At 66.5% G+C, this 17,320-nt stretch carries 17 protein-coding genes and 2 tRNA genes; 4 read left to right on the top strand and 15 right to left on the bottom strand.

The genetic code is table 11. The annotated features are described in order from the left end of the window. Positions 1–23: 23 nt before the first annotated feature. Positions 24–1,406, bottom strand: a complete 1,383-nt coding sequence (gene fumC / locus BMY06_RS14655) for a class II fumarate hydratase (protein ID WP_065061400.1) — start codon at positions 1,404–1,406, stop codon at positions 24–26. Positions 1,407–1,682: 276 nt separating this feature from the next. Beyond that, positions 1,683–3,428, bottom strand: coding sequence for a phospholipase D family protein (locus BMY06_RS14650; RefSeq protein WP_080180353.1), 1,746 nt, complete (start codon positions 3,426–3,428; stop codon positions 1,683–1,685). Positions 3,429–3,597: 169 nt separating this feature from the next. On the opposite strand from BMY06_RS14650, the gene BMY06_RS14645 reads away from it, so the two are divergent. Next, positions 3,598–3,984: a DUF2917 domain-containing protein gene (locus tag BMY06_RS14645; RefSeq protein ID WP_161495551.1), complete on the top strand. Its 387-nt coding sequence runs from the start codon at positions 3,598–3,600 to the stop codon at positions 3,982–3,984. Positions 3,985–4,075: 91 nt separating this feature from the next. On the opposite strand, the gene panS is transcribed toward BMY06_RS14645, so the two are convergent. From panS to BMY06_RS14630, 3 genes are all read right to left on the bottom strand, one after another. After that, positions 4,076–5,044 carry a ketopantoate/pantoate/pantothenate transporter PanS gene (gene panS / locus BMY06_RS14640; RefSeq protein WP_065061281.1) on the bottom strand — a complete coding sequence of 323 codons (969 nt, stop codon included), beginning with the start codon at positions 5,042–5,044 and terminating at the stop codon, positions 4,076–4,078. A gap of 285 nt (positions 5,045–5,329) precedes the next feature. Further along, positions 5,330–6,751 carry an MATE family efflux transporter gene (locus BMY06_RS14635; RefSeq protein WP_065061282.1) on the bottom strand — a complete coding sequence of 474 codons (1,422 nt, stop codon included), beginning with the start codon at positions 6,749–6,751 and terminating at the stop codon, positions 5,330–5,332. A 176-nt stretch (positions 6,752–6,927) separates the two neighbouring features. Continuing rightward, on the bottom strand, positions 6,928–7,149 hold the full coding sequence (locus BMY06_RS14630; protein WP_065061283.1) for an RNA-binding S4 domain-containing protein: 222 nt from the start codon (positions 7,147–7,149) through the stop codon (positions 6,928–6,930). 364 nt (positions 7,150–7,513) lie between these two features. Between BMY06_RS14630 and BMY06_RS14625 the strand changes: the two genes are divergently transcribed. Next, the gene (locus BMY06_RS14625) at positions 7,514–7,963 is read left to right on the top strand and encodes a hypothetical protein (RefSeq protein WP_074983858.1); all 450 of its coding nucleotides are present in this window, start codon (positions 7,514–7,516) and stop codon (positions 7,961–7,963) included. Positions 7,964–8,010: 47 nt separating this feature from the next. Further along, positions 8,011–10,323, top strand: a complete 2,313-nt coding sequence (locus BMY06_RS14620) for an ATP-dependent helicase (protein WP_244144305.1) — start codon at positions 8,011–8,013, stop codon at positions 10,321–10,323. 55 nt (positions 10,324–10,378) lie between these two features. On the opposite strand, the gene BMY06_RS14615 is transcribed toward BMY06_RS14620, so the two are convergent. The 10 genes from BMY06_RS14615 to fdxA form a co-directional block, all read right to left on the bottom strand. After that, positions 10,379–11,128 (bottom strand): DUF4088 family protein, encoded by a 750-nt coding sequence (locus BMY06_RS14615; protein WP_065061285.1) that lies wholly within the window; start codon positions 11,126–11,128, stop codon positions 10,379–10,381. A 260-nt stretch (positions 11,129–11,388) separates the two neighbouring features. Continuing rightward, complete coding sequence (locus tag BMY06_RS14610) at positions 11,389–11,712, bottom strand: AzlD domain-containing protein (protein ID WP_065061403.1); 324 nt, start codon at positions 11,710–11,712, stop codon at positions 11,389–11,391. Positions 11,713–11,720: 8 nt separating this feature from the next. Continuing rightward, positions 11,721–12,506 carry an AzlC family ABC transporter permease gene (locus BMY06_RS14605; protein ID WP_080180368.1) on the bottom strand — a complete coding sequence of 262 codons (786 nt, stop codon included), beginning with the start codon at positions 12,504–12,506 and terminating at the stop codon, positions 11,721–11,723. Positions 12,507–12,698: 192 nt separating this feature from the next. Further along, entirely contained in the window at positions 12,699–13,601 is a 903-nt protein-coding gene (locus BMY06_RS14600; RefSeq protein WP_074983856.1) for an AraC family transcriptional regulator, read from the bottom strand. 48 nt (positions 13,602–13,649) lie between these two features. Further along, positions 13,650–14,150, bottom strand: coding sequence for a CreA family protein (locus BMY06_RS14595; RefSeq protein WP_074983855.1), 501 nt, complete (start codon positions 14,148–14,150; stop codon positions 13,650–13,652). Next, positions 14,147–14,488, bottom strand: coding sequence for a type II toxin-antitoxin system RelE/ParE family toxin (locus BMY06_RS14590; protein ID WP_244144304.1), 342 nt, complete (start codon positions 14,486–14,488; stop codon positions 14,147–14,149). The genes BMY06_RS14595 and BMY06_RS14590 overlap by 4 nt, the downstream gene beginning before the upstream one ends. Beyond that, positions 14,476–14,748 carry a CopG family ribbon-helix-helix protein gene (locus BMY06_RS14585; protein WP_065061287.1) on the bottom strand — a complete coding sequence of 91 codons (273 nt, stop codon included), beginning with the start codon at positions 14,746–14,748 and terminating at the stop codon, positions 14,476–14,478. The genes BMY06_RS14590 and BMY06_RS14585 overlap by 13 nt, the downstream gene beginning before the upstream one ends. Before the next feature lie 175 nt (positions 14,749–14,923). Further along, positions 14,924–14,999: transfer RNA gene (locus BMY06_RS14580), tRNA-Asn, on the bottom strand. A gap of 83 nt (positions 15,000–15,082) precedes the next feature. Continuing rightward, positions 15,083–15,158: transfer RNA gene (locus tag BMY06_RS14575), tRNA-Asn, on the bottom strand. A 183-nt stretch (positions 15,159–15,341) separates the two neighbouring features. Then, complete coding sequence (gene fdxA / locus BMY06_RS14570) at positions 15,342–15,665, bottom strand: ferredoxin FdxA (RefSeq protein ID WP_065061288.1); 324 nt, start codon at positions 15,663–15,665, stop codon at positions 15,342–15,344. Between the two features lie 376 nt (positions 15,666–16,041). On the opposite strand from fdxA, the gene pncB reads away from it, so the two are divergent. After that, positions 16,042–17,244: a nicotinate phosphoribosyltransferase gene (gene pncB, locus BMY06_RS14565; RefSeq protein ID WP_065061289.1), complete on the top strand. Its 1,203-nt coding sequence runs from the start codon at positions 16,042–16,044 to the stop codon at positions 17,242–17,244. Positions 17,245–17,320: the final 76 nt, after the last annotated feature.

Below are 17,320 nucleotides of genomic sequence, written 5' to 3'. Positions count from 1 at the left end.
TGATTCTGCATGTGCGTCCGCGCTCAGCCCTTCAGGTTGCCGACCATCTCGCCGGGCTTCACCCACTCGTCGAACTGCTGCTCGGTCACGTGGCCGAGCGCGAGCGCGGCGGCCTTGAGCGTCGTGCCTTCCTTGTGCGCCTTCTTGGCGATCTGCGCGGCCTTGTCGTAGCCGATGTGCGGATTGAGCGCCGTCACCAGCATCAGCGACTCGTTGAGCAGCGTGTCGATGCGGTCGCGATTCGGCTCGATGCCCACCGCGCAATGATCGTTGAAGCTGAGCGCGCCGTCGGCGAGCAGGCGGATCGATTGCAGTACGTTGTGCGCGATCATCGGGCGGAACACGTTCAGTTCGAAGTTGCCGCTCGCGCCGCCGATGTTCACGGCCACGTCGTTGCCGAACACCTGGCAGCAGAGCATCGTCAGCGCTTCGGACTGCGTGGGGTTCACCTTGCCCGGCATGATCGAGCTGCCCGGCTCGTTCTCGGGAATCGACAGTTCGCCGAGACCGCAGCGCGGGCCGCTCGCGAGCCAGCGAACGTCGTTGGCGATCTTCATGAGGCTCGCGGCCACGGTCTTGAGCGCGCCGTGCGCGAACACGAGCGCGTCGGCGGCGGCCATCACCTCGAACTTGTTGGGCGCCGTGACGAAGGGCACGCCCGTGAGCTTCGCGATGGATTCGGCGACCTTGTGCGCGAACTGCGGATGCGCGTTCAGGCCGGTGCCGACCGCCGTGCCGCCCTGCGCGAGTTCGTAGAGATGCGGCAGCGTGGTTTCCACATGCTTGATGCCGTGATCGAGCTGCGCGACGTAGCCCGAGAACTCCTGGCCGAGCGTGAGCGGCGTGGCGTCCTGCAGGTGCGTGCGGCCGATCTTGACGATGTCGCCGAACTGCTTCGACTTGGCCGCGAGCGTGTCGCGCAGCGTCTTCAGCGCGGGCAGCAGATGCTTGACGATGCCGACGGCGGCCGCGACGTGCATGGCCGTCGGGAACACGTCGTTGGACGACTGGCCGCGATTGACGTCGTCGTTGGGATGCACCTTGCGCGCCTCGCCGCGCTCGCCGCCGAGAATCTCGCTCGCGCGATTCGCGATCACCTCGTTGAGGTTCATGTTGGTCTGCGTGCCCGAGCCGGTCTGCCAGACGGCGAGCGGGAACTCGCCCGCATGCTTGCCTTCGATGATCTCGTCGGCGGCCTGCACGATCGCGCGCGCCTTGGACTCGTCGAGCACGCCGAGGCCGTGATTCACTTCGGCGGCCGCTCGCTTGATGGTCGCGAGCGCGGTGATCAGTTCCGGCGACTGCTTCTCGGTCGAGATGCGGAAGTTCTGCAGCGAGCGCTGCGTCTGCGCGCCCCACAGTTGCGCGGCGGGCACGGCGATTTCGCCGAACGTGTCGCGCTCCATGCGGACGTTGTCTTGAGATGCGGTCATGGGTGACTCCGGTGAATGACGCGGCGCTGCATCGAAGGCGCGCGCCGCTTTCGTGACGGGTTCGATCCGCGTGATGGCTGGGCGACGGCGTCGCAGCGCGTGGCTGCGCGGCGCGAGGCCGGTGCGGGCGGGCCGCGCCCCGGAGCATGCGAATCGCACATGCGGGGCGGGGCGACGCTCGCGGCTGGCTGTGATGGCGGACGTCGAGGCCTGGCCGACTCGCCCGCGCTGAAGATCAGACGCTGAGGATCAGAGCTGGTTGTCGACCGGCAACAGCAAGAATAGCCCGGTTAGCAGATTTCGGTAGAAACCCGCACCAGGATCGAGGTTGTAGGTGCGGATCGCGCCGTCTTCCTCGTCGGTCCAGACGAGCGGCGAGGAGATCGCGCTGCCGCGCATCGACGCCAGTTGCGCGGGCGTGGCGAGCGTGACGCGGTAGCTCGCCTTGGGCGAGCTGGCGAGCGCGAAATAGCCCGTGACCTCGTGCGCGACCGGCGCGCTGTCGATCGAGAGCGCGAGTTCCGTGTTCAGGTTCGCCGAGCGCGGATCGAGATTGAGCGAGCCGATTACGAGCGTGCTGTCGTCGATCACGTAGGCCTTCGCGTGCAGGCTCGCGCGCGACTGCGAACCGACGATGCCGAAGCGCCGCTGCGGCGATCCTGCGGGCTGCACGGGCTTGAACTCGTAAAGCTCGGCGCCGGCCTGCAACATCGGCACGCGATAGGGGCTGTAGCCGGCCTGCACGGCGATGGCGTCGGTGGCCGCGAGCGAGTTGGTGAGGATCGCCACGCGCACGCCACGCGCGGTCAGGTCGCGGATCGCCTGCACGCCCGCCTCGTGCGGCACGAAGTACGGCGAGAACACCAGCACGCTGCGGTTCGCCTGATGGATCTGGTCGAGCAGCGAACGCATCGCGTCGCCCATCTGGCCGTGTTGGTCGCCGTCGTGCGCGCCCGCGATCTTTTCCGGCGAATCGGCCACGAAATGCCATTTCGCCCAGACAAGGCCGAGTTCGCCGCGCGTGATCTGCTGCGCGAGGGGCGTGGCGTTGAGCGGCTTCGCGTTGTAGGGCTCGGCGGTGTCGCGCCAGTGCTGGCGCAGGTCGTCGCGCGCGGTGTCGAGGTCGTGCGCGTCGAACTTCTGATGATTGAGCACGGAGAGCGGATACGAGACCGCGCTGTTCCAGTAGGCGTCGAAGCTGTCGGAGACCGCGCGCGCCACCGGACCCGCGCCCAGTACGTCGAGATCGGTGAACTGCAGCGTCGGACTGGCACTGAAGTACTCGTCGCCGAGATTACGCCCGCCCACGATCACCAGTTCGTTGTCGACGATGGTCGCCTTGTTGTGCATGCGGCGCGTGAACTGGTCGACGTTCGTGAAGAAGTTGCGCGTGCGCGTGAACATCGACTCGCTGGTGCTGCCGTACGGATTGAACACGCGGATCTGGATGTTCGGATGGCTGTTGAGCGCGGCCATCAGGCGGTCGATGTCGTGGAAGTTCAGGTCGTCGACGAGCATGCGCACGCGCACGCCGCGGTCGGCCGCGTAGAGCGCGGAGCCGAGCAGCAGCTTGCCGGTGGTGTCCTCGTTGGCGATGTAGTACTGCATGTCGAGCGTTTTCGTCGCCGCGCGCGCGAGCGCGACGCGCATCTGCAACGAGTCGGTGCCGGTGGCCAGCAGGCGGAAGCCCGACTGGTCCGGATGCGCGGCTTCGGGCGCGGCCAGCGCGGCGCCGAGCGGCGTGGCGCGGGCGTCGGCGGTGGACATCGCGGCGGTGGACTGGCGCGGGTAGTCGCTGGCGGGCGGGCGTGTCGCGCAGCCGGCGGCGAGCGCGAGGCACAGGCACGCGGCGAGCAGGGCGAACGGGCGGGCGCGGCGGTGCACGCCGTTGGCGCGGGAAGCGGAGGAGGCGTAGGGCAGGGCTGGCGCGTTCAAGCGAAATCTCCTCGGGGTCTGCCGCCGGTGCCGGACGCGGACGGGCTGGTTCGCAGACATGTGTGTCTTTTCGTTTCGATTCTATCGGGAAGCGGTGCGGTGCGCGGGGGGAAACGGCGCGCGGCGAATCTCGCCTGAGCAAGATGCGCGCCTCGTTTCACGTCGGCTGGAAACGTCGGCGGGCGGGGGCGCGCGAGACTGCTCGCATCAGCAACGGCGGGAGATCGCGATGACGAGGGCAGTGAACGACGTAGGGCCGTGGGGCGAAGTGGTCGAGACGTTCGAGGTGCCGCGCGGCGCGTGCCGCCGCGTGCGTCGCGAGCAAGGCGGCGTGCTGGGCGTGCTCGAAGGGCGCGTGCTGATGACGGTCGAAGGCGACGCCCAGGACTTCTGGCTCGAACCCGGCGAGGCGCTGCCGTTCGCGCCGGGCGAGCGGGTCTGGATCGGCGGATGGGATGAGGCGGTGCGTTGCGAGGTGCTGACGGGCGTGAGCACGCCGGTGTCGGTCAGCGGAAACGGGGTGCTGATGCGATGGCGGGCGGCGGCGCGCTGGCTGGCGCGCCTGGGCGGGCTGCGTCCTGTGCGGCGGCCGCGCTTGGGTGCTCAGCGCGGGTGAAGTCGGCCCCGAAGGTCGCGTCGGTCGCGCGCCCGACCGCGAGCCCGATTGCGCGACCGATTGCGCGACGCCTTATCCGCGTCGCGCCGTATCAGCGCGTTGCGCCGCTATTTGCGCGATTGCGTGCCTCGTCGGCGTCGCGCTCGCTGCCGCGCGCCGGCTTGCCGGCCCAGTAGCCCGCGAGCAGCGAGCCCGAGAGGTTGTGCCATACCGAGAACAGCGCGCCCGGCAGGGCGGCGAGCGGCGAAAAGTAGAGCTTGCCGAGCGTCGCCGCGAGGCCGGAGTTCTGCATGCCCACTTCGATCGCGAGCGTGCGGCACACGGATTCGTCGAAGCCGAGCAGACGGCCGCCCCAATACCCGCCGAGCAGGCCGATGCCGTTGTGCAGCACCACGCCCAGCGCCACGACCGGACCGACCGTCGCGATGCTCGCGTGCGTGCCGCCCACCACGGCGGCGATGATCGCGAGGATCGAGACCATCGAGACGAGCGGCAGCACCGGTTCGACGCGGCGCACGAGGCCGCCCGCGAGCCGGTTGACGATCAGCCCGACGACGATCGGCAGACCGACGATCTGCAGGATGCTCATCAACATGCCGTGCACGTCGACGACGATCGACGCGTCCACGTAAAGGCGCGTCAGCAGCGGCGTCGCGAACACGCCGACGAGCGTCGAGAGCGCGCTGATCGTCACCGACAGCGCGACGTCGCCGCGCGCGAGATAGATCATCACGTTCGAGGCTGTGCCGCTCGCCACGCTGCCCACCAGCACCATGCCGGCGGTGAGGTCGGCGGGCATGTGCAACGCTTTCGCGATCACCCACGCGGCAAGCGGCATCACGAGGTAGTGCAGCAGAATGCCGGCCGCCACGGGCGCGGGACGCGTGAACACGCGCTGGAAATCGGCGAACGAGAGCGTCACGCCCATCGCCAGCATGATGATCATCAGCAGCGTCGTGACGTGCGGCGCGATGGGCGCGACGACGCCCGGATTGAAATACGCGGCGAGCGACACGAGCACTGCCCAGAGCGGGAACAGTCGGGTAATCGGGGCGAGCATGGAAGCGTGGTCCGTGAGAGGGTTCGTTTTCTTGATGACGGCGCGTGATAGCGCGAGCGGCATGCCGGGGTGGCCGGCGCGGCGTCGCGGGTCCGGTCGTTTGGTCGTTCAGTCGTCCGGTCGTCCGGTCGTCCGGTCGTCCGGTCGTCCGGTCAATGCGCGCGGAATTTTCCTGCCCTCGTGGGACAGATGGCGGCGGGCGCCAGCCGCGTATTCTAACCGCTCGCGTCAGGCAGCCCTGGGGGGCGTCTTTGTCCGCCGCTGTCCGTCAGGCGCGGGCGCGCGTCAGGCCGTCTGCGAGCGCGCCGCCTCGGTTTCCGCGCGCAGGCTCATGCGGTGAAAGCGCCACGTCATCAGCACGGCCACGCTCGCGAGACCGGCCGCGAGTCCCCACCAGAGGCCGAGCGCGCCATAGCCGAAATGGAACGCCAGCGCATAGCCGACCGGAAAACCGATGCCCCAGTAGCCGAGCGTCGCGGCCAGCATCGGGATGCGCGTGTCCTTGAGGCCGCGCAGGCAGCCGGAGCCGACCGTCTGCATGCCGTCGACGATCTGGAAGATCGCCGCCACGCCGAGCAGCGAGGTGGCGAGCGCGACGGTCTGCGCGTTGGCCGGATCGTCGAGATGCAGATAGAGCCCGACGATCCAGTGCGGCGCGAGCACCATCACGAGCGCCGACATCGACATGAAGCCAACGCCCAGCGCCAGCGCGACGAAGCCCGCATGACGCGCCGCGCGCGGCACGCCCGCGCCGATCCAGTAACCCACGCGCACGTTGCCCGCCTGGCCGATGGAGAGCGGCACCATGAACATCACCGAAGCGACGTTCAGCGCGATCTGGTGGGCGGCGAGCGGCATCGCGCCGAGCAGGCCCATCAGCAGGCCGGTCGCGAGGAACAGCGTTGCTTCGACCGCATAGGTGATCGCCACGGGCCAGCCGATGGAGAACAGCTCGCCCATCATCGGCGCGCTCGGACGGCGCGCGACCACGAAGTGCTGATGCGACGGGCGCAGATGCAGCAGCGCCATCAGCACGAGCGTGGTGAGCCAGATGGTGACGGCGGTCGCCGCCGCCGAGCCGAGAAAGCCGAGGCGCGGCAGGCCCCAGACGCCGTGGATCAGCCCGTAGTTCAGGAAGCCGTTGAAGAACACGCTCGCGATCGAAATCCAGAGCAGCCGCCGCGCCGCGCCGATGGCGGGCAGGAACGAGCGCATCAGCCCCACGCCGATCAGGCTCGCGGGCGCGCCCCAGCGCAGCACCGACGCGTATTCGCCGACCTGGCGCGCGAGCACGCCCGGCTCGCCGAGCGCGTGCAACAGTGGCTCCGCGAACGACAGCAGCGCGAACGCGGGCAGCGCGAGCACGAGCGAGAGCGCGAAACCGGTCCAGTAGATATGCGGCACGCGATGCAGATCGTCGGCGCCGCGCGCCTGCGAGACGCTGACGCTCACCGAGGTCAGCACGCCCTGCAGCACCGTCACGACCACGAAGAACAGATTCGCGCCGAGTCCGCCCGCCGCGAGCGCGCCCGCGCCGAGCGAGCCGAGCAGCACGGTGTCGGTGACGCTCATCGCCATCTGCGACAACTGGGCGATGGCGAGCGGCGCGGCGAGACGTGCGGTGTCGGCGGCGTGACGTTTGAGCGTGGGCGGCGCGATGGCGCGGCTGGCGCGGTCGGTGCGCGCCGGTGAAGTCGTTCGGGTCATGAAAGGCAAGCGGCGCGAAGTATCGCGCCGCGTCGGAAAAACGCCTGGAGATCGAATCCGGAAGTGCAGGCGGGAACGGCTCAAGCGCCTTGAACGGCTGCGAGCCTACCCGCCGAGATTACCTGTCTTTCAGCCAAAAAGCACCTGCGTGGTGCATGTGCGATCGGCGCAGCCTGTTACTCCGGCTCGTGAATCGCGATGCGCGTGTCGCCGAGCAGCACCGACTGGCCCGCGCGGATCTTGCAGGTCTTGCGCAGTTCGACTTCGCCGTCGACCTTCACCGCGCCGGACGAGACGATCTGCTTGGCCGAGCCGCCGCTGTCGGCGAGTCCGGTGATCTTCAGGAGGTTGTGCAGTTCGACGTAGTCGCCGGTCAGCGTGAAATCGAGATTGGGCATGGCGCGTGGAAATCGGTGAAATTGGAACAAAGGCGCGGAACATTGGCGCGCGCCGTGGCGGCGCGGAGGGTGAGCATCATAAGCGATCGCGCGTGGCGCGGCCCGGGATGCTTGGCGATCGGGCGTGGTTACATGTCGGGGCCAGATGTTATGAATTCGTCAGCAAATGAAACGCTGCGTAACGTCGCGGGACGGCGCGCGGATCTTCAGATGAAAATGGGTTCACCGAAGCGAGACCGCCGGGCTCCACGGATTCACCCGACCACGGCGGCTCCATCGAGCGGAAACGGAGCGGGAAACGGCGGGCACGCCCGTTGCAGGACTGACCCGCGCCAATTCCCGGAACTACTCAAGAGGATACGCCATGACCCAGATTCGCAAGCTGCTGACCGCTACCGCCATTGCCGCCACCGCCGCTGCCTTCGCGCAGGGCGCATTCGCCCAGACCGCCACGCCGGCGGCGGGCGACGCGCCGACGATGGCCCCGGCTACCGCGCCGAGCCAGGCGCCGGCCGCCGCGGGCATCGCGCAACCGGCGCCCGCGCCGCAAAATCTGACCGCGCCGCAGCCGACCGATCCGCTGGTGCAAAAGCGCAACGCCAACGCGGCGGCCAGCGCCGAGTACCGCAGCGCCAAGAAGTCGGCGAACTCCGAGTACAAGGACGCGAAGAAGCAGGCCAAGACGCAGTACAAGTCGGAGGTCAAGGACGCGAAGATCAACCGCAAGGCTGACCGTCAGGCCAACGATTCGGAAATGAAGGATCAGATGAGCGGTCAGTCGGCGCAGCAGCAGGGCGGCGCGCAGCAGCCGTAATCCGCGTCAACGCTAATCACGTGCAAGGCGGCGGCGTCCGGTAACGGATGCCGCCGTTTTTTATTGCGCCGGGAAGTTGCCGCATAAATATCGCCAGATCGCGCCAGATCAGCCCACGATCGAGCGCTTGCGGGTGCGGGGTGTATGGATATACAGTATGCGTCGCCGCCTTTTACGGATTCTCCGCGCCCGCCGTGTCCACCGCCGTGTCCACTCCCGTTTCCAACGATTCCCTCGTCGATCCCGTCAGCGCTGTCGCTCAGGACGTTGCGGCCTATCTCGCCAAGCTCAACGAGGCGCAACGCGCCGCCGTCGAGCATGGTGGTCCGCAGGCCTTCGCTCCGGGTGCGACGCTGCCGGAACCGCTGCTCGTGATCGCTGGAGCGGGTTCGGGCAAGACCAACACGCTTGCGCATCGCGTCGCGCATCTGGTCGTGAACGGAGCGGATCCGCATCGTATCTTGCTGCTAACGTTCTCGCGTCGCGCGGCGCAGGAAATGACGCGGCGTGTCTCGCGCATCGCCGCCGGCGTGCCGGGCGCGGCCGCCGTGCTCGCGCAGGGGCTCACGTGGGCGGGCACGTTTCACGGCATCGGCGCGCGCCTGCTGCGCGAGTACGCCGAGCAGATCGGTTTGTCGCCGGCCTTCACGATCAACGATCGCGAAGATTCCGCCGATCTCATGAACCTCGTGCGCCACGAGCTGGGATTGTCGGCGAAAGAGAAGCGATTTCCCGCTAAATCCACGTGTTTGGCGATTTACTCGCGCGTAGTCAACACCGGCGATTCGCTCGCCGACGTGCTCGCGCGCTCGTTCTCCTGGTGTCTCGAATGGGAGCCGCAACTGCGCGCGCTGTTTGCCGCGTACGTGGACGCGAAGCAGAAGCAGAACGTGCTCGATTACGACGATTTGCTGCTGTATTGGGCGCATATGGCGCAAGAACCCGTCATTGCGGCCGATCTCGCCGCGCGCTTCGATCACATTCTCGTCGACGAATATCAGGACACGAATCGCCTCCAGGCATCGATCCTGCTCGCTCTCAAGCCGGACGGACGCGGCCTGACCGTCGTCGGCGACGATGCGCAGGCAATTTACTCGTTTCGGGGCGCAACGGTACGCAACATCCTCGATTTCCCCGCACAGTTCGATCCGCCCGCACGTCAGGTCACGCTGGAACGCAACTACCGGTCAACCGAGCCGATCCTCGCTGCATCCAACGCCGTGATGGACGCCGCCACCGAGCGCTACACGAAAAACCTCTGGACCGATCGCGCCTCGCAGCAGCGTCCGCGCCTCGTGACGGTCGCCGACGAGGCCACGCAGGCGCGCTACGTCGTCGAGCAGATTCTGGAGGCGCGCGAGGGCGGCATGAAGCTCAAGCAGCAGGCCGTGCTGTTTCGCGCCGCGCACCATAGCGCGACGCTCGAAATCGAGCTGGCGCGGCGCAATATCCCGTTCGTGAAATTCGGCGGCCTGCGTTTTCTCGACGCCGCGCACGTAAAAGACGTGCTGGCGGTGCTGCGCTGGGCCGAAAATCCGCTCGATCGCGTGGCCGGGTTTCGCGTGACGCAGTTGATGCCGGGCGTCGGGCCGGCTACCGCCGCGCGTCTGCTCGATCAGGTTGCGGCTTGCACGGGCGCGTATCGCGCTGCCGAAGCGCTCGCCGCATTCGCACCGCCGCCGCGTGCCGCCGAGGACTGGAGCGCGTTCACGGCGCTCATCGACGGCATCGGCGCGCGCGCCACGCCCTGGCCGGCCGAGTTCGAGCGCGTGCGGCGCTGGTACGAGCCGCATCTGGAGCGCAATCACGAAGACGCGCAGGTGCGCATGGCCGATCTGCTGCAGATGGAAAGCATCGCGAGCACGTACCCCTCGCGCGAGCGCTTCCTGACCGAACTCACGCTCGATCCGCCCGACGCGACCAGCGCCGAATCGGCCGATCCGCTGCTCGACGAGGACTATCTGATCCTCTCGACCATCCATTCGGCCAAGGGGCAGGAGTGGCGCAACGTGTTCGTGCTCAACGGCGTGGACGGCTGCATTCCGTCCGATCTGGGCGCGGGCAGCGACGAGGAACTGGAAGAGGAGCGCCGGCTGCTCTACGTGGCGATGACGCGTGCGAAGGAGGATCTGCACATCGTCGTGCCGCAGCGCTTTTATGTGCACAACCAGGCGGCGTCCGGCGACCGTCACGTGTGGGCGTCGCGCACGCGCTTCATCGCGCCGTCGATGCTGCCGCTGTTCGAGTCGCGCGCGTGGCCCGCGCCGCCCGTGGCGAGCGCGCCGAGTGCGGCGGGACTGGCCGCTGCGGCGCGCGCGAAGGTCGAGATCGGCGCGAAATTGAGGAAGATGTGGGACTAGGGCGCGCGCCGGGGGTATGAGCCTGATCGGTGCGGTGTCCCGCGGGCGGGACGGGCTAGCGAGGCTGATTCTTCGGCGGCGGCACGAAGAAGTTGCGCAGCCAGGCGGCGAGGCGCGTGAAGACGTCGTCGGGTTCTTCGACGAAAATTTCCGGCTTCAGCAGACGCAGATATTCCATGATCTGCTGCGCTTCCTGCTTCTGGAACGTGCCGTGCGCGATGCCCAGACGCAGCAGGCCGCGCAACTCGCCGAGCCGCTCGCGCGCGAGCGAACCCGTGGCCTGTTCACAGCCGATCTTCGCTTCATAGACGCGCTGGCGCACCGACTCCGCGAGCCGCCATGCGGGCGTCTGCATGATTTCTTCGAGCGTCTGGATGTCCTGCACGCCCGACTTGATCTGCGCGGCGAGCGGGTCGATCTGCGCTTCCTCGCCCTGCGCTTCCTGCACGATCGCGGCCGCCCATTCGCGGCACTTCTTCGACAGCTCGTCGGGCGTCCACTCGGGACGCGACGCGACGCCGAAACCAAAATCGCCGGCCTGACGCAGCAGCATCGAGACGACTTCCGGAAACTCCTTGTCGAGCGTGCGCTTGGCCCACGCGTACTGGCCGCCCTGCAATAGCCGCTGCACCGCCTGCTCGGTGAGCGGCGTCATGTTGTCGAGCAGCTTCGCGCGCAGGAAGTCCTCGAACGACGGCGTGAGGAATTGCGGGTCGAGCTTCAGCGAGACGCGCAGGAACGCGTCGAAATCCTTGCGCAGCGACGCAAGTGTTTCTTCCTTGAGGTTAAGGGTGATATTCCCCATTCTGGTTGCCCCGATCTATTCCTGGCGTTGCCTGGTGATGGCCAGTCTTCGGCTGACCACTGCGCCAAGGCAGGCTTCGACGGTTTAACGGCGCGGCGCGGCGAAACTTGAGCGGCTGCGTGAAAGGTTCACGCGAGGTTCACGCGAGGTTCGCTCGAACGCGCGCCGTGAAAGGGCCGTGGGTGGACGGGCGGCGGCCCGTCCGGGGGGATTCGAGGGCGCACTCCAATGCGTATTCAGATGCGCATTTCAGCGTGGATTCAGCGCAACACGACGCCTTGCCAGACGAAGAACACGCCGAGGCCCACGGCGATGGTCAGCAGCGGACGCTTCGTCAGCGCGCTCACGACGATCGCCGCCAGCGCGCCGACGAGTTGCGGATTGCGCCAGCTCAGTTCGGCGCCCTGGCCGTGCGGCGAGACGGCCATCGGCACGATGATCGCCGTGAGGACGGTCACGGGCACGAAACCGAGCGCCGTGCGCACGAGCGGCGGAAACACGAGTCGCTCGCCGAGCACGAAGACGGCGGTGCGCACGATCCAGGTGATCAGCGCCATGCCGAGGATCAGGACGACGTAGTTCATGGGCTGGTTCATCGGTTGCCTCCTGCGACGGCGTGCGCCTCGCGCGGATGCCGGTCCGGGCGGCGGTTGCCGGTCGGGTTCGATGAGTGCGACGGAGCGTCGGCGTCGGGTAGGGCGTCGGCATCGACATGAGATTGGCGCGGTTTGCGCGGCAACGACAGCGCCACGCCGACCACGACGCCCGCGAGCACCGCGCCGAGCAGCCCGAGCTTGTACGGCCACGCCTGCCAGTAGAACGCGAGCACGCCCGAGGTGACGGCGGCCGCCACAAAGCGGAGCGCCACCAGTTGCGGGACCACGATGGCGATGAAAGTGGCGACCATCGCGAAGTCGAGTCCGAGCGACTGCAGGCCCGGGAACGCCGCGCCGAACAGCAGGCCCGCGGCGGTCGAAATCTGCCAGTTCAGATACATCGAGACACCCGAGCCGAGGAAGTGCCACGGCGAGACGTCGTCGCCGGGATGATGGCGGCGGTAATGCGCCCAGGCGACGGCGAACACCTCGTCGGTGAGCACCGCGCCGAGCGCGAGGCGCCAGCGCATCGGCAGATGCGAGACATAGGGCGCGAGCGTGGCGCTGTAGAGCACGTGGCGCAGGTTGACGATCAGCGTGGTGGCCCAGATCACGGCGTAGCTCGCGTGCGAGGCGATCAGCCCGAGCGCGATGAACTGCGCCGAGCCAGCGAATACCGTGACCGACATGAACTGGCCGTGCCAGAGCGCGAGCGGCCCGGACGTGACGAGCGTGCCGAAAATCACGCCGAACGGCGCCGCGCCGATCATCATGGGGATCATGTCGCGCGCGCCGGCCGCGAATTCTTTGTAGCGATGGGGGTGGTGGGTCAAGCTGTCTCTCCTGATTCGGAAAGCAGCATAGCGAGCGGCGCGGTGCGTGGCTTGTACGATCTTGCGGCGAGCTTTGTCGATCAGTGTGGCGAGGTTGCGTGGCGTTCCGGATGACGCGCAGTAAAGCGCGCAGTAAAGCGCTCAGGACGACTGCCAGCGTCCCGGCGGCACACCGAACATGCGGCGGAAATGGCGCGTGAAATGGCTTTGATCGGCGAAACCGCTGGCGGCGGCCACGTCGGCGACCGACGCACCCGCGCGCAGCGGCCCGAGTGCGCGTTGCAGGCGCAGTTGCGTGCGCCATGCGTGCGGCGGCAGACCGGTCGCCTGGGTGAAGAGACGCGTGGCGTGGAACGGCGACAGGCCGACCGCCTGGGCGAGATCGGCGACGCGCAGCGGCGCGGGCAGGTCGGCGGCCAGCAGCGCCTTCATGGTCTCGACGCGCGGGTCGTTGACGTGCGGCCCGATCGGCGCTTCGCGGGTGCGGGCGTGGCGCGTGAGCAAGGTCGCGAGCGCGTCGAGCAACGCGTCTTCGACGGCGAGCGGGTCGGGCGCGGGCAGGGCGAGCGCGCTGGCATTGCCGCCGGGCGCGGTTCGGGGCTCCGGATCGGCGCGCCGCGCATCGGCGTCGGCTTCGAGCAGACGATGCGCGTACGAGAGCCGCTGCGCGAGATCGGGATCGCGGATCACATCGGCGCCGAACCACGGCAGCGGCTGCTCGCGGCCCGCAATTTCCGCCGCGAGACCGTGCAGATAATCGACCGGCAGGTAGATCACGCGGTAGCGCCAGCCTTCGTCGACGGCGCGCGAACCGGTATGCACCTCGCCCGGATTGATGACCGGCACCGTGCCGGTTTCCGCCACATGATGCGCGCCGCGATAGCGGAAGCACTCCGCGCCGTCCTCGATCACGGGCACCGTGTACGCCTCGTGCCAGTGCGGCGAGAACGTGTGATCGTGATATTCGGCCGTCAGCAGATCCCCGCCGGGCAGCAGCGGCGAGCGCCAGTAACGGGCGGAATCGCGAAAACGGGGAAGGTTCATGGAGACGGCGGCCAGTCAGTCGGCTTTCAGGCGGCGTGGAAGACCAGTTTAGCGCACCGGAATGGTCGTGCCGGCGGGCATCGGCACGGCGGTGACGCTGTTCTTCGCGCTGCCGCTCACGACGCGGTCGCTATAGGTCAGGTAGACGAGCGCGTTGCGCTTGGTATCGACCACGCGCACCACATGCAGCGTCTTGAAGAGAAACGACATGCGCTCGTTGAACACGTCGGCTTGTTGCTTGAGCGGCGCGCCGAAGCTGATCGGGCCGACCTGGCGGCAGGCGATCGATGCTTCGGTGGGATCTTCGGCGATGCCGAGCGTGCCCTTCACGCCGCCGGTGCGCGCGCGCGACACGTAGCAGGTGACGCCGCTCACGGCGGGGTCGTCGTAGGCCTCGACGACGACCTTGTCGGAGCCGGTCATGCGGAAGTTGGTGTTCACGCTGCCGATCTGTTCGGCGTGCGCGATGCCCGATGCGCAGGCGAGCGCCGCGGTGAATGCGGCAGTGAACGCGGCGGACAGCGTCGGGGCAAGGCGGATGGATTTCATGCGGATTCCCGGGAGTGACGAGGTGTCATTATCGGGCAGGGCGGCGCTAGTAACCGAGTTCTCGTTGATGGCGGAAGGCCAGGACATAGAGGGTGTCGTCGCCGGGAGGGTGCAGAGAGAGCGACGTAGCCCGTATCGCCGAATGGAATGACCAGTTCGCGAAGTCCGGGTGTGGCCTCGATTGGTCGGCCAATCGCTGGCGTGGCTTCAAGCGTCCGGAAATGTTGATCGATGACTTGTGCTGCGCGCCGCGAGGCTTCGGGTGTTTTTCGAGACAGAAACCGCCGACAGCGCTCCAATCCTTCAATGGCGCGCTGAGTGACGATCAGTCGTGGCATTCCGGCGCGGGGAGTTCGTCATCCGTGCCCCAGTCGCCCAGCCACGCGCGCACCTCGTCGCCATTCAGGTGACGGCCGGATTGCTGATAGTGCTGCCATGACGCGAGCGCTTCCTGCGTGAACCGCTCGCGCGCTTCTTCGCGCTCGGCGTATTGCGCGATGGCTTCGCGCATCACGGCGTGCGGCGTGCGATGCTGAAGGCCCGCGATATGCTGGATGCGGTCCTTGAGTTCGTCGTCGAGCTTGATGGAAATGGACATGAGGCGTGCCCCGTTAGCGGGTATTACCTGTCGATACTACACCAGTTGACTGGCTGCCATCGCGGTCAGTCGGGCGAGTGTTTGATGTCGCAAAAGGGAGAGGGCGCGCCATGCGTCAGTCACGCACGCCCAAAAGAAAAAAGCCGTTGCGCAAAAACGCAACGGCTTTATATTTTGGCTCCCCGACCTGGGCTCGAACCAGGGACCTACGGATTAACAGTCCGGCGCTCTACCGACTGAGCTATCGGGGAACAGCAGTACAACTACAACTTTTTAACTTCATGAAAAAGCCCGTTATGCGCGGTGTTCAACACGAACGGGCTTTTGCGAATCTTGGCTCCCCGACCTGGGCTCGAACCAGGGACCTACGGATTAACAGTCCGGCGCTCTACCGACTGAGCTATCGGGGATCAACAAAAGCAGAGAACGAGATTCTATGGGGCCTGGCGGAGTCTGTCAACACCTTGTCGCCATCTTTTTAAAACAATCCTCCTTCAAAAGGATTGTTCGACGGATTGTCCGTCCTCGGGTGACGTGGTGACGTGTCGACAAATGGACGGGCGGCGCGGCCCCGGACCGTGGTTGAACGCGGCTTAGCGCTCGAGCAGCGCGAGCTTGTCCTTGATGTCCTTGAATTCCTCGGCTTCCGGCAGGGCAGCCTTGGTTTTCGTGATGCTCGGCCAGTTCTTGGCGAGATCGGCGTTCAGCGCGATGAAATCCTGCTGGTCGCCAGGCACATCTTCTTCGGCGTAAATGGCGTTCACCGGGCACTCAGCCACGCACACGGCGCAGTCGATGCACTCGTCCGGGTCGATCGCGAGGAAGTTGGGACCTTCGCGAAAGCAGTCCACCGGGCACACATCGACGCAGTCGGTATAGCGGCACTTGATGCAGCTTTCGGTCACAACGTGGGTCATTCAGGCAGCTCCTGCAAGCTTTTGTATTGGGGATGGCGCTGGATTGACGCGCGCCAAAAGCGGTATTGTAACTGAATGGGAATTTCCCTATCCACACCGCCGGCGCGCCTTTTATATCGTTTCGTGATTAGTTTATGCGGTGCCGCCTTGGCCCGCGCAAATGCGAAAGGCGCGCAAGTGGCGGCCGATTTTTTGCGCAATATCCCTGCGCGCGCCACGGACGTGCATGCAAGCCCGCGTCCGAATGCCGCATTCGGGTAACATGAGCGCACCGCTGATGCCCGCCTTCCGACGGCGTCGCCGCGAGCCCCGGAAGGCGCGTGGCGGTTCGGAAAACGAGGCATGCATCCTCCGATTGCAGTCCGGCTAGTCAATCATGGTCATTACTTCGCTGCTCGATACCGATCTGTACAAATTCACGATGATGCAGGTGGTGCTGCATCATTTCCCCGCGGCCAACGTCGAATATCGCTTCCGCTGCCGCACGCCGGATGTCGACCTCGTGCCGTACGTCGACGAAATCCGCAGTGAAATTTCCAAGCTCTGCCGTCTGCGTTTCGCCGAGCCCGAACTCGAGTATCTGCGCAAGATGCGCTTCGTGAAGGGCGATTTCGTCGACTTCCTCGCGCTGTTCCATCTGAACGAAAAGTACATCTCCGTCACGCCGTCGCCGAAGAACAACGGCGAAATCGACATCGAGATCAAGGGGCCGTGGCTGCACACGATCCTCTTCGAGATTCCGGTGCTCGCGATCGTCAACGAGGTGTATTTCCGCAACACGCAGCATCATCCGCAATACGAAGAGGGCCGCGAGCGTCTGCGCCGCAAGATCGAGCTGCTCGGCGCGAAGCCCGAGTTCGCCGACTGCAAGATCGCCGATTACGGCACGCGCCGCCGCTTCTCGAAGCGCTGGCACGAAGAGGTGATCCTTACGCTCAAGGAAGATCTCGGCGAGCAGTTCACGGGCACGAGCAACGTCTACTACGCGATGAAGCACAACCTCACGCCGCTCGGCACGATGGCGCACGAGTATCTGCAGGCGTGCCAGGCGCTCGGACCGCGTCTGCGCGATTCGCAGATCTACGGCTTCGAGATGTGGGCGAAGGAGTATCGCGGCGACCTCGGCATCGCCTTGTCGGACGTGTATGGCATGCAGGCGTTCCTGCGCGACTTCGACATGTACTTCTGCAAGCTCTTCGACGGCGCGCGCCACGATTCGGGCGATCCGTTCGAGTGGGGCGAGCGTCTGCTCAAGCACTACGAGGAGAACCGCGTCGACGCCCGTACGAAGACCATGATCTTCTCGGACGCGCTCGACATTCCCAAGGTGCTGCGTCTGTACGAGCGCTTCAAGGACCGTTGCCGTCTCGCGTTCGGCGTGGGCACGAACCTCACCAACGACCTCGGCTATCAGCCGCTGCAGATCGTCATCAAGATGGTCCGCTGCAATGGTCAGCCGGTCGCCAAACTGTCCGATTCGCCGGGCAAGAACATGTGCGACGACAAGGCCTATCTCGCGTATCTGCGTCAGGTGTTCGGCATCGAGCAGCCGACCGAAGTGGAGTGCGCGGGCAAGTAAGTTCGCGCACGCAATACTTACGGAACACGCACGCAACACGCGGGCGACGCGCGCTTCATACGCGGGATAGCGCGGG

This window comes from Paraburkholderia tropica, from assembly GCF_900109265.1.
Lineage (GTDB): Bacteria > Pseudomonadota > Gammaproteobacteria > Burkholderiales > Burkholderiaceae > Paraburkholderia > Paraburkholderia tropica.
This window is presented reverse-complemented; position numbering and strand designations above follow the sequence as displayed.

Coding starts and splice junctions, on each gene's coding strand:
- BMY06_RS14610 (WP_065061403.1), bottom strand. CDS start 11,712: ATGAACTACGTCGTCCTGATCCTCGGCATGGCGCTGATCACCTGGATC.
- BMY06_RS14595 (WP_074983855.1), bottom strand. CDS start 14,150: ATGAAATCCATCCGCCTTGCCCCGACGCTGTCCGCCGCGTTCACTGCC.
- BMY06_RS14620 (WP_244144305.1), top strand. CDS start 8,011: ATGCCGCCGTTTTTTATTGCGCCGGGAAGTTGCCGCATAAATATCGCC.
- fdxA (WP_065061288.1), bottom strand. CDS start 15,665: ATGACCCACGTTGTGACCGAAAGCTGCATCAAGTGCCGCTATACCGAC.
- BMY06_RS14600 (WP_074983856.1), bottom strand. CDS start 13,601: ATGAACCTTCCCCGTTTTCGCGATTCCGCCCGTTACTGGCGCTCGCCG.
- BMY06_RS14605 (WP_080180368.1), bottom strand. CDS start 12,506: ATGATCCCCATGATGATCGGCGCGGCGCCGTTCGGCGTGATTTTCGGC.
- BMY06_RS14650 (WP_080180353.1), bottom strand. CDS start 3,428: ATGTCTGCGAACCAGCCCGTCCGCGTCCGGCACCGGCGGCAGACCCCG.
- pncB (WP_065061289.1), top strand. CDS start 16,042: ATGGTCATTACTTCGCTGCTCGATACCGATCTGTACAAATTCACGATG.
- BMY06_RS14615 (WP_065061285.1), bottom strand. CDS start 11,128: ATGGGGAATATCACCCTTAACCTCAAGGAAGAAACACTTGCGTCGCTG.
- BMY06_RS14590 (WP_244144304.1), bottom strand. CDS start 14,488: ATGCCACGACTGATCGTCACTCAGCGCGCCATTGAAGGATTGGAGCGC.
- fumC (WP_065061400.1), bottom strand. CDS start 1,406: ATGGAGCGCGACACGTTCGGCGAAATCGCCGTGCCCGCCGCGCAACTG.
- BMY06_RS14625 (WP_074983858.1), top strand. CDS start 7,514: ATGACCCAGATTCGCAAGCTGCTGACCGCTACCGCCATTGCCGCCACC.
- BMY06_RS14630 (WP_065061283.1), bottom strand. CDS start 7,149: ATGCCCAATCTCGATTTCACGCTGACCGGCGACTACGTCGAACTGCAC.
- BMY06_RS14635 (WP_065061282.1), bottom strand. CDS start 6,751: ATGACCCGAACGACTTCACCGGCGCGCACCGACCGCGCCAGCCGCGCC.
- BMY06_RS14585 (WP_065061287.1), bottom strand. CDS start 14,748: ATGTCCATTTCCATCAAGCTCGACGACGAACTCAAGGACCGCATCCAG.
- BMY06_RS14645 (WP_161495551.1), top strand. CDS start 3,598: ATGACGAGGGCAGTGAACGACGTAGGGCCGTGGGGCGAAGTGGTCGAG.
- panS (WP_065061281.1), bottom strand. CDS start 5,044: ATGCTCGCCCCGATTACCCGACTGTTCCCGCTCTGGGCAGTGCTCGTG.